The organism is Flavobacterium sp., from assembly GCF_031537875.1.
GTDB lineage: Bacteria > Bacteroidota > Bacteroidia > Flavobacteriales > Flavobacteriaceae > Flavobacterium.
On sequence record NZ_JAVKNB010000002.1, the window covers coordinates 27,747 to 41,959 of the forward strand.

The window sequence follows — 14,213 nt, forward strand, 5'->3', positions numbered from 1 at the left end:
TAACGTTAACCAAAAATCAAATTAATTTAAACAAACAAGTATGAAAACAATTTACAAAAAGTTGTTAGTTTTATTACTACTCTTGCCAGCTAGTTTGTTGGCTCAGAGTTCATTTAGCGGTGTTGTAGTTGATTCTAAATCGAATCAGCCAATACCTGGCGTAAATGTAGTAGTAAAAGGAGCGCAACAAAGTGTTACTACAGATTTTGACGGTAAATTTAAATTGTCAAAAATCAAGCAAGGAGACGCTGTTATCTTTTCATTTGTAGGATACAAGGCGCAGACAATTACCTATTCTAATCAAGCTAATGTGACAGTAAAACTGGCTGAAGCTGAGAATCAACTACAAGAAGTAGTGGTCCAAGTAGGATACGGTTCCGTTAAAAAGAAAGATGCAACAGGATCTGTGGCTATTATTACTGCAAAAGACTTCAACAGAGGAGCTATTACTAATACTGAGAACTTACTTAATGGTAGAGTTGCTGGTGTTGTAGTTACTCAAGGAGGGCGTCCTGGTGATGGTGCTGCAATTCGAATCAGAGGAGGAGCTTCTTTAGGAGCTTCAAATGATCCTTTGGTGGTTATTGATGGTTTACCTGTAGATAATGGTTTGTCTTCAATTAATCCAAATGATATTGAGTCGTTCTCTATCTTGAAAGACGCTTCAGCTACTGCTATTTATGGTTCTCGTGGATCGAATGGTGTAGTTTTAATTAAAACTAAAAAAGGAACTAAACAAGAAGGTGTGAAAGTTTCGTTTAATTCATTGACTACTTTCAATACGGTAGCTAAAAAAGTAGATGTATACTCTGCTGATGAATTTAGAAATTTGATTACCACTTATGTTCCGTCAAGAGTAGCTTTGTTAGGAACAGGAAATACTGACTGGCAAAATGAAATTTACAAAACAGGAATTACTTTTTCTAATGACGTTTCTATTAGAGGTAATTTCTTGAAATCAGTTCCAACACGATTGTCTGTTGGTAAAACTACGGTAGATGGTGTTTTATTGACTTCTTCTTTTAACAGAAATACGGTAGCCTTATCGATGACTCCTTCATTCTTGGATAATCATTTGAAATTTGAAGTAAATGCAAATTATGCTTCTGAGAAAAATAGATATGCTGATGAGGGTGCAATTGGATCTGCTATTTCATTTGACCCAACTCAAGTGAATTATGATCCGAACTCTCCTTTTAATGGATACAGAGAAAATTATACGTTGAATTCTCCAAATAATTATACTACTTATGGAGCTTCAAATCCAGTAGCTTTATTGAAACAAAAAAACAATACAGGTCAGAGTACTAGATTTTATGGAAATATTCAAACAGAATATAAATTACACTTCTTTGAAGATATAAAAGCGGTTGTAAATTTAGGTTTCGATAGTAGAAGAACTACTGGAAATAATATTGTAGACTTAAATTCAAGAGCGGGTATTTATAATGCGGCAAAACTTGGATATAATGAAAATACTTGGGAGAATAAATCAAATAAATTAGCTGATGGTTATTTGAATTATAACAAACAATTTGGAAAAGTTAAGGTAGATTTAACTGCGGGTTATTCATACCAAAATTTCGAATTAGAAAGCTATTATTCAACTAATACTTTGTTGCCAGTTGCTGAACAAAAAGCCGATGTAGTAACAAGTCCAGGAGTTAATTTACAAGCGTATTACTCAAGATTGAATTTTGATTTAAGCGATAAATACTTATTTACAGTAAACTTTAGACGCGATGGTTCTTCAAGATTTTCTGAAATACACCGTTGGGGTAATTTCCCTGGAGCGGCTTTTGCTAGGAAAGTGTCTAAAGAAAATTTCTTAAAAGATTCTAAAACAGTTTCTGAATTAAAATTACGTTTAGGATGGGGTGTTACAGGTCAACAAGATCTTGGATCTGCTGCTTATGACTATTTCCAAAGATATAATTTGAGTGGTGTGACTTCGGGAGCTACGTACCAATTTGGAAGTCAATTCTATCAATTAGGAAGACCTGAAGGGTACAACCGTAACTTGAAGTGGGAGGAAACTACTACTATCAATGCTGGGTTAGATTTTGGTTTATTTAATGATAAAGTAACAGGTTCGTTAGATGTGTATAACAAAACATCAAATGATTTGATTGCTTATGTTCCTGAAGGATCGTTACAAAACTTTAGAACAGCAGGTTTTCAAAACATTGGTTCATTAACATCAAAAGGAGCGGAGTTAAATATTAACTACAAAGCAATTCAAACTAAGAACTCTTCTTTAAACTTTAATTATAACATTGCTTACAATGATATTAAAATTAAAGATTTAGGAGGATTAAACTTTGCACAAGGTTCAGTAGGATTGGATTTGTACGCACAAATTCATCAAGAGCAATTAGCTCCAAATACTTTCTGGTTGTACGAGCAAGTATATGATGCTGCTGGTAAACCATTAGAAGGGGTGTATGTAGATAGAAATGGAGATGGACAAATTACATCTTTGGATAAACATGCTTTCCATAAACCAAATGCTACAGTAACAATGGGATTCATGACCAATTACAACTACAAAAAATGGGATGTATCTATGGCTTGGAGATCTAGTGTAGGAAATTATATCTACGATAATGTTAATGCAAGTAGAAGTTTCCTTTCTCAAAGTATTTCTGATAATAATGTTAGAGCTATCAACAATACTACAGTTGATTTTAATAGCACATTGTTTACTCAAAAGAGAGCAGAATCAGATTACTATGTTAAAGATGCTTCTTGGTTAAAATTAGATAACGTAACAATTGGTTATTTAATTGAGTCTCCATTTAATGTACAATCATCATCTTTACGTTTGTACTCAGGGGTTCAAAATGTCTTGACAATTTCTAAATACAAAGGAATGGATCCTGAGGTTTTTGGAGGAATTGACAGTACAATTTATCCACGTGCAAGAATGTTCTTATTTGGACTAAACTATAATTTTTAATATTAAACTATTATGAAAAAGATAAAATCAATTAATTTTAAATTACTTGTATTTCTTGGATTAATTACATTTTTTGCATCATGTACTAATGATATGAATGTGTCTCCAAAAGATGATGATGATTTTACATCAGAAGCTTTCTATAAAGATCCAAGTTCTTACAAACAATTTTTAGCTAAAATCTATGCAGGTTTAGCTGTTACGGGTCAAAAAGGTCCTTCGGACGCTCCCGATATTCAAGGAATTGACGAGGGTTTTGGTCAATACTTAAGAGGATACTGGCAATTACAAGAGTTGCCAACTGATGAAGCAATGGTTTCTTGGGGTGACCCAACTTTGCCAGAGTTGAACAACCACACTTGGAATGCTGATAACCGATTTGTTAAAGCATTTTATGCTAGAGTTTTTTACCAAGTAGGATTGTCTAATGAGTTTTTAAGAGCTACTACTGATGCTAAATTAGCATCAAGAGGAGTAAGTGATGCTTTGAAAGCTGATATTAAAGTATACAGAGCAGAGGTTCGTTTCTTAAGAGCATTATCTTACTATCACGGTATTGATATTTTTGGTAAAGTTGCTTTTGCAACAGAAGATGATTTAGTAGGTACTAAACCTGTTGAAAAAGATAGAGCTTATGTTTTTAACTATTTAGTTACTGAATTGACTGCTATTGATGCTGATTTAAAAGACGCAAGAACTAACGAATACGGAAGAGCGGATAAAGTAGCTGCTAAAATGTTGTTAGCTAAATTATACTTAAACGCTAAAGTATATACAGGAGTTAGTAAAGATGCAGAAGCACTTGCAGCAATAAATGCAGTAATTGCATCTCCTTATGCTATTGCAAACGTTCCTTATAGCAACTTGTTTATGGCTGATAATGATAGAGCAGCAGTTCAATCGGAAATCATTTTCCCAATTCGTTTTGATGGTATTAATACTAAAACATGGGGAGGAACTACTTTTATTATTCACGCTGCAACTGGTGATTGGAATTCACAAGTAGGTGTTGATGGAGGTTGGTATGGATTAGCAGCTAGAAAAGAATTTGCTAATGTATTCTCAGATTTAACAGGAACTACTGATAGAAGAGCGATGTTTGATGCTGCATCAACTTCAAACTTAACTATTAATTCAGTTTCTGATTTCTTCGGGAATGGCGGTTTGAAAATCAAAAAATTCTCTAATAAAACTTCAACTGGTGCTATTGGAAGTAATCAAACACATGCGGATACCGATTTCCCATTATTCAGATTGGCTGATGTTTATTTGATGTATGCTGAATTAGCTGCTAATAATGTTGCATCTGCATCAAAATCAGTTGCTAGAGGTTATGTTAATACATTGAGAACTCGTGCTGGAGCTACTGCAGTAGCAGCAGATTCAGACATTACTCCTGACTTTGTCTTAGACGAAAGAGCTAGAGAGTTGTACTGGGAAGGACACAGAAGACAAGATTTAATTCGTGCTAATAAATTCACAGGAAGTGCTAAATTATGGCAATGGAAAGGAAATGCTTTGAATGGAGCTAGTATTGATGCTAAATTCAATGTGTACCCAATTCCTCAAACAGAATTAAATACCAATTCTAATTTGACTCAAAATACTGGATATTAATGTTTAAAAAATCCAATGGTCTGAATTGTTCAGACCATTGGAAAATAAATTAATAATTATGAAAAAAATATATTTAAGTTTAATTTTAGTAGCAGGAATACTATCAAGTTTAGTTTCTTGTTCAGATGATCTTTTAGATCCAGTTGCTGCAAAGGGAGACAATATTGTACTTTCTGCTCCAACAGGAGGCACTTATGCTTTGACCGCTTCGACTGCTTCTGCAACAGCTTTTACTGCAAAGTGGACTTCGTCTACTTTTGGATATTCAGCTGCAGCAAGATATACTTTACAAGTAATCAAAAGCACTGGAAACTTTAGTGCTCCAGGAACATTTCCATTAGGAGATTTTGCTGTTGATGCTTCTATAAATTTAGAAAAAGCAGTAACGAATAGACAATTAAATGCAGCTTTATTAGGCGCGGGTGGTGCTATTGGTACTTCACAATCTTACAAAATACGTGTTGTAGGAAGTCCTTTGAATCAATCTTCTTCAACTGTTGATGCGTATACAGTGGTTTCAAATGAAGTTACAATTACAGCTACAGCTTTTGATACTTATGATGAATTTGCACGAATTTATGTTCCTGGAAATTATCAAGGAGCAAGTGGTTATGGATCAGATTGGTCTCCTGATAATGCAAATGTTGCTAAATTATTTTCTGCTGGGAATAATGGTAATTATGAAGGATTTGTTTGGTTCGCTAACTCAACTCCAGAATTTAAATTCTCTCCAGTTGCTGCTTGGTCAGGAGATAGAGGGGAAGCTAGTGGCTCTGGTGCTTTTTCAGGTGTTTTAGGAGGAAATAATATTAAGCCTGCTTCTGGAGGAACTTATTTCTTTACTGTGAATTGGGCAGCTGGAACTTATACAATGGATCAAAGACAAGTGACTATTATTGGTGCTGCAACTCCAAATGGATGGGGTTCAGGTACTCCATTGACATTTGATACTAATCCAAGTTCTCCATACTATCAAATGTATACCGCAACCCTAACTTTAGCAGCAGATAATTTTTTAATTCGTTTGAAAGATGACTGGTCAGTTAAAATGGGTACAGTTTCAGGGAATTTAGAGACTGTAACAACAGGTGGTCAATATAAAATTAAATTAGGTGGTGGTGATATGAAAGTACCTACTGCTGGAAATTATAAAGTAGTTTTAGATATCAGAAACTCTGCTAACTACAACTTACGATTAATGCCACAATAAAATTATATTTAAATGAAAAGCACTTAATTTGTATAAATTAGGTGCTTTTTTGTTTAAGTTCCACTTTTGATATATTGCTATGAAAAAAACAATTTTATTTTTTTTGATTTTGTTGGCGAATGCTATAGGTATTGCGCAAACAACGACTACGCCAACTCCGGCAATAGCTGGAGGTATAGTTACTGTTAATTTTAATAAAGCAGGTACCCCTTTGGCAAATGACAATAGTACTCTTTATGCTCACATTGGTTTAACAATAAATGGGCAACGTTGGCAATATGTAAAAGGGAATTGGGGAGTTAATACAACGCAGCCTGCCTTAACTTTAGTTGCAGGTACTACCTATAAATTAGAGTTGACTCCTGACTTGTACACCTATTTTGGTGTGCCAACTACCAATTCGATTACAGAAATTTGTTTAGTAATAAGAAATGCTGCAGGTAATGCACAGACTTCTGATATATTTCTTGAAGTTGGAGCTTTTCAATCTACTTTAACGGCACCAGTTCAAAATAGTACGACCATTATTAATTCTGGTTCTAATTTTACAATTACAGCTACTAATACTAATGGAAATGCAAGTTATAATTTGAAATCAAATGGAGTGAGTATCAATACTAACACATCGACTTCAAGTTATTCATTTACACATTCCAATATTACAAGTAATCAAAATTATGAATTAGAAGTAGTTCAAGGTACTACAACTATTACAAAAAAGTTTTCGGTAGTTGTCAATCCAGGAACGAGTAGACAAGCCTTGCCTTCTAATTTAGTAGACGGTATCAACTACGATCCTAGCGATGCGACAAAAGCGACTTTGGTGTTAGACGCTCCGTTTAAAGATTTTGTATATGTGGCGGGAAGTTTCAATAATTGGCAACCTACCAATGCCTATGCGATGAAAAAAGATACCAATTCAGATAAATTCTGGTTGGAATTAACGGGTTTGACCTCAGGCACAAAATACACCTATCAATATTGGGTGGTAGATGCTACACCAATTACTGGTACGCCAGCTATGGTGAAAACTGCCGACCCGTATTCTACTTTAGTGTTGTCTCCTTATGATGACCCAACTATTCCAGCATCATCATATCCTAATTTACCTGCTTATCCTACGGGACAAGAGCGTGAGGTTACAGTATTGCAAACCGGACAAGCGCCTTATGCTTGGAGTACTGCTACAACGAATTTTGTTAAACCTGCAAAGGAAAAATTAGTAGTGTATGAATTATTAGTTCGTGATTTTGACGCAGGTCGGAATTTCCAATCAGTAATTGATAAATTAGATTATTTTAAAAATTTAAAAATTAATGCCATCGAATTGCTTCCTGTTATGGAGTTTGAAGGCAATGAAAGCTGGGGATATAATACCGCTTTCCATATGGCTTTGGACAAATTTTATGGTACTTCAGACAAGTTAAAAGAATTGATTGATAAATGCCATCAAAATGGGATTGCAGTAATTTTAGATGTGGCTTTGAATCATGCTTTTGGAAGAAATCCAATGCTTAGAATGTGGATGAATGACCCTGATGGTGATGGTTGGGGAAGCCCCTCAACTGAGAATCCGTATTTCAATACCGTTGCGAAACACAGTTATAGTGTAGGCGAAGATTTTAATCATCAACAGCCACGAACTCAAAATTATGTAAAACGTGTAGTGAAACAATGGATTGAAGAATTCAAAATTGATGGGTTCCGTTGGGATTTGACCAAAGGATTTACACAAGAATGTACTGCTGGAGACGATGCTTGTACCAATGCTTATCGTGCAGATCGTGTTGCTGTTTTAAAAACGTATGCTGATTATTCATGGAGTTTAGATCCGACTCATTATACTATTTTTGAGCATTTAGGAACCGATACCGAAGAGAAAGAATGGGCAAATTACAGAATAACTGAATCGCCAAGCAAAGGAATTATGCTTTGGGGAATCATGAATTCGGAATACAATCAACTCTCTATGGGGTATACTTCTAATATTGCTAGAATGAACAGTGCTAGTAGAGGATTCACGAACCATAGATTGATGGGGTATGCCGAAAGTCATGACGAAGAGCGTTTAATGTATAAGAATATCCAATATGGAAATAGTACTAACTCGGCTCATAATGTAAAAATAGTAAATACCGCTTTATCTAGAATGTCGGCAATAGGTGCAGTTTCATTATTGGTTCCAGGACCAAAAATGATTTGGCATTTTGGTGAGTTGGGGTATGATGATTCTATTTTTACGTGTAATAATGGAACCGTTAATACTTCTTCAGATGCTACAACGGGCGATTGTAAATTGGATACCAAACCACAATTGCAATGGACAGGAAATTGGTTAGCCAATGCCAATAGATTCAAAATTTATTCGGATTGGGCTAAAATGATTCGCTTAAAAACAGAAGAGCCTGTCTTTTCTGGTACAGCTACTATAACTAACGCTAGTTCATTATTACAAACTATTAAAATTACAGATGCTAATCTTCCTAGTACAAGTTTGAAAGATGTAGTCATTATTGCCAACTTTGATGTCACCACTAAAAGTGTACCAACAGGATTCCCGTATGCAGGAGAATGGTTTAACTTGATGGATAATTCGACTTTGAATGTTGTTAATGTAAACGATGCTATTGCTGTTTTACCAGGTCAATTTAAAATTTACGGAAACAAACAGGCTTTTGGTGCCAATGCCCCATTTGCCTTACCATCGGATAATTTTAATGTAGAATCGAGAGCTGAAACTTGTGCTAATAAGAATAATGGAGAAATTGTAATTAATGCTGCTCAAACCTATAACTACGTAGCCACTGTCAATGGGACTAATTATAATTTCACGAATAATAATTTGACTATTTCTAATTTAGCTCCAGGAGTTTATCCAGTTTGTATAACCATTCCAGGAAAACCTAACTTTGAGCAATGCTACAGTTTAACTATAACTAGAGGTTCTTCATTAACAGGAAAATCATCAGTTGCATCTAATGTAGCCTCAGTACAAATTATGGAAGGAACAGCTCCTTTTGAAGTGTTTGTAAATGGGACATCCCAATTTGAAACTTCAGCTACTAATTTTACAATTCCAGTCCAACAAGGTGATTTTCTAGAAGTAAAAACGGCTAAAGCTTGTGAGGGAATTTATGCTACTAGTATTATGGATCCTTTAAGTGGTTTTACAGCCTATCCCAATCCAACGCATGGAGTAATTGAAATAGCTACACCAACTCTTAAAACTGAAATAGCCGTTGAATTGTACAATTTGAATGGACAATTGGTTTTAAAAGGAGTGTATTCAGTGTCGAATGGAAAAGTACAGCTGAATTTAGAAAAAGAATCAGCTGGGGTGTATTTTGCAAAAGTACATTTAGATACTCCAGTAAGTTTAACCATTGTAAAAGAGTAAACATGAGAAAAATAATATATTTAGCGAGTATAGCCCTTTTGTTTATTTCGTGCGGTGGAGGGGGGTCTGATGGACCAACACCTACACCAGAGCCTACAAACACTGCGCCAACAGTACCCTCTTTAGTGGCGCCAACAAATAGTTTGTTGTGTATTAACAATGCGGTTACTTTTGAATGGAGTGCTTCAACCGATGCAGAAAGCAATCCTATTGTGTACCAATTACAAATTGCAACAGATAATCAGTTTGCTCAAATTGTCAGTACAACAGATGTTTCATCACGTACCCAAGCGGTTACTTTAGACAAAGGTAAAGCCTATTATTGGAGAGTAAAAGCAACGGATAGTAAAAATGCATCTAGTGCCTATTCTGGAACGTATAGTTTTTATACTGAAGGGGTAGCGGTAGCCAATCATTTGCCATTTTTACCGGAATTAGTTCAGCCTGAAATAAACAGTACAATTTCTGGAACATCAGCTACTTTAAAATGGTTTGCTTCTGACGCTGATGTTGCAGATGTATTGACTTATGATGTGTATTTAGGGACTACAAATCCGCCAACAGTTAAGGTTGGAGATAATATAACGACACCGGTTTTTGCCGCAACTTCATTACAAGCTACAACACTCTATTATTGGAAGGTGGTAGTCAAAGATAATAAAGGAGGAGAAACAAGAGGGCAGGTTTGGAATTTTAGAACCAATTAGAGAATCCAAATAGTATTTGAAATAAAAAAGCTACTCCCCGAAAGGAGTAGCTTTTTTCAACTACAATTAACACATAAACTAAAAACTAAATTTTTCCATCTTTAATTTCGTCCACAATTTCTGGATTCAATAAAGTGGTAATGTCTCCAAAGTTTGAGAAGTCGCCTTCTGCAATTTTACGCAAGATTCTACGCATAATTTTTCCAGAACGTGTTTTTGGCAAACCAGATACGAATTGGATTTTATCCAATTTAGCAATAGGCCCAATGTGGTCTGAAATATGTTGGTTAATCTCTTTACTTAAGTTTTCTCGGTCACGGTATTCACCAGACTCTTTTAAGATGACAAATCCGTATAACGCATTTCCTTTAATGTCATGTGGGAAACCTACAATAGCTGATTCAGCCACTGCTGGATGTTCGTTAATAGCATCTTCAATAGGAGCAGTTCCTAAATTGTGTCCAGAAACAATCACTACGTCATCGACACGACCTGTAATACGGTAATAGCCTACTTCATCACGTAAAGCACCGTCACCTGTAAAATATTTACCAGGGAAAGCACTAAAATAGGTTTCTTTATAACGTTGGTGATCCCCCCAAATGGTTCTGGCAATACTTGGCCAAGGATATTTAATACACAAACTTCCGGTCACTTGATTGCCTTCAATTTCGTTTCGTTTTTCATCCATTAATACCGGTTGAATTCCTGGCAATGGAAGCGAAGCGTAGGTTGGTTTTGTCGGTGTTACAAAAGCCAAAGGCGAAATCATAATTCCTCCTGTTTCGGTTTGCCACCAAGTATCGACCACAGGACATTTTTTCCCTCCTACGTGGTCATTGTACCAGTGCCAAGCTTCTTCATTGATTGGCTCTCCTACCGATCCAATTACTTTTAACGATTGAAGTGGGTATTTTTGAACGTATTCAATACTTTCCTTAGCCAAAGCACGAATGGCTGTTGGAGCTGTATAGAATTGGGTCACTTGATGTTTTTCAATTACTTCCCAGAAACGACTGAAGTCTGGATACGAAGGAACTCCTTCAAAAATAACAGTAGTCGCTCCATTTAATAAAGGTCCGTAGAGAATATACGAGTGACCTGTAATCCAACCAATATCCGCAGTACACCAGAAAACATCATTTTCTTCGTAGCTAAATACATTTTTGAAGGTGTACGCAGTATACACCATGTAACCTGCTGTAGTATGTACCATTCCTTTTGGTTTCCCTGTTGAACCTGAAGTGTACAAAATAAATAAAGGATCTTCAGCATCCATAATTTCAGCAACGTTAGTATTCATTGCATTGTCTAAAAGCGGTTGCAACCATTGGTCACGACCTTCTTTCATATTCACGTTGGTATTGGTTCTTTTGGCAACCAAAACAGTTTCAACGCAAGGACATTTTTCTAAGGCTTCGTCCACAATGCCTTTTAAATCAATCGCTTTGTTTCCGCGGTAACTTCCATCAGAAGTGATGACCATTTTACATTCGCAATCGTTGATTCTTGAAGCGACTGCTGAAGCAGAGAATCCTGCAAAAACGACCGAGTGAATGGCTCCAATTCTAGCACAAGCCAAAAGAGAAATAGCCAGTTCAGGAATCATTGGTAAATAAATGCAGACGCGATCTCCTTTTTTGACGCCTTGGTCACGCAAGACATTCGCCATTTTAGAAACGCGTTCGTATAATTCGTTATACGAAATATGTTGCGCTGCTTCTGAAGGATCGTTCGGTTCAAAAATAATAGCCGTTTTATCGCCTCGTTTTGCAAGGTGTCTGTCGATACAGTTTTTCGTAATATTTACTTTGGCATTGGTAAACCATTTAATTTCGGCTTCGGCCATATTGAAATCAATTACGTTGTCCCATTCTTGGTACCACGTAAAGTTTTCAGAAGCAATTCGGTCCCAGAATTTTTTAGGTTCACGAATTGATTTTTTGTAGTGTTTGAAATATTCTTCTAGATTTTCAATTTTATAATAACTCATGGTATTCTATTTTATATGTTCTAATTCTGTTTGTTTTATTTGCTGTAACTTCCAATTTTATATTTTTTCAACACCTCAATAATTTCACCTACAATAGCTTCGTCATCGATAGTAGAAGGGATTTGAAAGTCTTCTCCGTCAGTAATACTGCGCATTAATTTACGAAGGATTTTACCCGAACGAGTTTTTGGTAAACGATTTACAATGACTACATTTCGCAATGAAGCAACGGCGCCAATTTGTTGGCGAACCAGTTTTACAATTTCTTGTTCCAATTGGAAATGCTCAATGTCTTCTCCGTGTTTGATCACTACTAAGGCCAAAGGAGTTTGTCCTTTTAATTCGTCATGAATTCCAATAACGGCACATTCTGCCACTGACGAATGAGAAGCTACAATTTCTTCCATCTCAGCAGTAGAAAGTCGGTGACCCGCTACGTTGATTACGTCATCTACACGACCTGTAATAAAAATATAATCGTCGTCGTCCTTGAATCCACCATCGCCTGAGAAATAATATCCTGGGAATTTTTCTAAATACCCCGCTTTAAATCTTGGGTTGTCTTTCCATAAGTCCAATAAGGTTCCTGGAGGCAAAGGCAATTTGATCACTACGTATCCTTCTTCATTTGGGCCTACTTCGGTTCCGTTTTCACTAAAAATTTGGATGTCGTATCCAGGAACTGCTTTCCCAACCGATCCTGGTTTGATTGGCAAATATTCGATACCCATCATGTTAGCTACAATTGGCCAACCTGTTTCTGTTTGCCACCAGTGGTCAATAGCTGGAACGGGAATATGTTCTTGATACCATTCTAGGGTAGCAACATCACAACGTTCACCGGCTAAAAATTGAATTTTCAACGAACTTAAATCGTGTTTTTTGATGAATTCTCCGTTTGGGTCTTCTTTTTTGATAGCACGGATAGCCGTTGGAGCTGTAAACATTACGCTTACTTTATGTTCTTCAATCATTCTCCAAAAAGTACTTGCATCTGGAGTTTTGATTGGTTTTCCTTCGAAAATAATTGTAGTATTTCGATTGATTAGCGGACCATATACGATATAGCTATGCCCTACAACCCAACCCACATCTGAGGCAGCCCAGAAGACTTCTCCAGGTATTGCGTTGTACACGTTTTGCATTGAATATTTTAGAGCCGTGGCATAACCACCTGAATCACGAACGATTCCTTTTGGTTTTCCAGTAGTTCCCGAAGTGTACAAAACATACAAAGGATGTGTGGAGTTCAAAGGCACACAATCGGCTTCCTCAGAACCGTATACCAAAGCATCGTAATCTACATCGTATTTTTTAAACGGAACTTTGGCACCTAATTTTCTATTTAGAATAATTACTTTTTTAGGCTTGTGTTCGGCTAATTGAATGGCCTCGTCAACTAGAGGTTTGTAGGCAATTAATCGATCAATTTCAATTCCAGAAGAAGCGGTGATAATCGCTCTTGGTTTGCAATCATCAATTCGGATGGCTAATTCATGAGGAGCAAATCCTCCAAAAACTACCGAATGGGTTACACCAATTCTAGCACAAGCTAACATAGCAAAGGCTGCTTGAGGAATCATTGGCATGTAAATTACTGCGGTATCTCCTTTTTTTAGACCTAAAGATTGCATTCCTCCTGCGAGTTTTGCTACCTCAGTTTTCACTTCTAAGAAAGTATATTTTTTAATGGTTTGTGTTACTGGCGAATCATAGATTAAAGCCACTTGGTCTCCAAAACCATCCTCAATGTGTTTGTCTAAAGCTAAATAGCATACGTTTAATTCTCCATCTTTGTACCAAAGAGGGTATCCATTTTCATCTGATGATAAAATAGTTTCGGGTTTGGTAAACCAATCAATACTGTCGGCTTGTGTTTTCCAAAATGCTTCTGGATTTTCGGTGCTTGTAGCGTAGGTATCTTTGTAATTCATGATCTAGTATTTATATATAAAGATTGGGCTAATTTTCTATTAATTCGTGAACTTGTTCTACTAATTTTTTGGCGGAAAAAGGCTTGACGACATATAAATTAGCGCCTAATTCTAAACCTTTTTCAATGTCTGTCTCTTTATTTTTTGCCGAAAGGAAAATGACTTTACAATGGGCTAATCTATCGTCTTTTTTTATTTCTTCTAGTGTAGCATAACCATCAACCATAGGCATCATTACGTCTAGAATGATTACATCCGGAAGTTGTTTTTCTAAAATTTCCAATGCCTCTTTTCCATCACGCGCAATGAATACTTCAAAATTGTTTTTTTTGAAAGTATATTCTAATGCCATTACGATGTTGGGTTCGTCATCTACGATTAAAATCTTTTTCATCC

Annotated in this window: 8 protein-coding genes; 5 read left to right on the forward strand and 3 right to left on the reverse strand. The window is 36.0% G+C overall.

The window, feature by feature from the left end; all coding sequences use genetic code 11:
- Positions 1-40 precede the first annotated feature (40 nt).
- From RMR09_RS00305 to RMR09_RS00325, 5 genes are all read left to right on the forward strand, one after another.
- On the forward strand, positions 41-2,959 hold the full coding sequence (locus RMR09_RS00305; protein WP_310593839.1) for a SusC/RagA family TonB-linked outer membrane protein: 2,919 nt from the start codon (positions 41-43) through the stop codon (positions 2,957-2,959).
- A 12-nt stretch (positions 2,960-2,971) separates the two neighbouring features.
- Positions 2,972-4,576: a RagB/SusD family nutrient uptake outer membrane protein gene (locus RMR09_RS00310; RefSeq protein WP_310593840.1), complete on the forward strand. Its 1,605-nt coding sequence runs from the start codon at positions 2,972-2,974 to the stop codon at positions 4,574-4,576.
- A 58-nt stretch (positions 4,577-4,634) separates the two neighbouring features.
- Positions 4,635-5,786 carry a SusE domain-containing protein gene (locus tag RMR09_RS00315; RefSeq protein WP_310593841.1) on the forward strand — a complete coding sequence of 384 codons (1,152 nt, stop codon included), beginning with the start codon at positions 4,635-4,637 and terminating at the stop codon, positions 5,784-5,786.
- Positions 5,787-5,865: 79 nt separating this feature from the next.
- Positions 5,866-9,183: an alpha-amylase family glycosyl hydrolase gene (locus tag RMR09_RS00320; protein WP_310593842.1), complete on the forward strand. Its 3,318-nt coding sequence runs from the start codon at positions 5,866-5,868 to the stop codon at positions 9,181-9,183.
- Between the two features lie 2 nt (positions 9,184-9,185).
- A complete protein-coding gene (locus RMR09_RS00325; RefSeq protein ID WP_310593843.1) occupies positions 9,186-9,890 on the forward strand; it encodes a SusE domain-containing protein in 705 nt (234 codons plus the stop codon).
- Positions 9,891-9,975: 85 nt separating this feature from the next.
- On the opposite strand, the gene acs is transcribed toward RMR09_RS00325, so the two are convergent.
- Genes acs through RMR09_RS00340 form a run of 3 tightly spaced genes read right to left on the reverse strand, consistent with a single transcriptional unit; the run spans position 9,976 to position 14,211 of the window.
- Positions 9,976-11,883 (reverse strand): acetate--CoA ligase, encoded by a 1,908-nt coding sequence (gene acs / locus RMR09_RS00330; protein WP_310593844.1) that lies wholly within the window; start codon positions 11,881-11,883, stop codon positions 9,976-9,978.
- A 35-nt stretch (positions 11,884-11,918) separates the two neighbouring features.
- Complete coding sequence (locus tag RMR09_RS00335; protein WP_310593845.1) at positions 11,919-13,817, reverse strand: acetate--CoA ligase; 1,899 nt, start codon at positions 13,815-13,817, stop codon at positions 11,919-11,921.
- A 28-nt stretch (positions 13,818-13,845) separates the two neighbouring features.
- Positions 13,846-14,211, reverse strand: a complete 366-nt coding sequence (locus tag RMR09_RS00340; protein WP_310593846.1) for a response regulator — start codon at positions 14,209-14,211, stop codon at positions 13,846-13,848.
- Between the last annotated feature and the right edge of the window lie 2 nt (positions 14,212-14,213).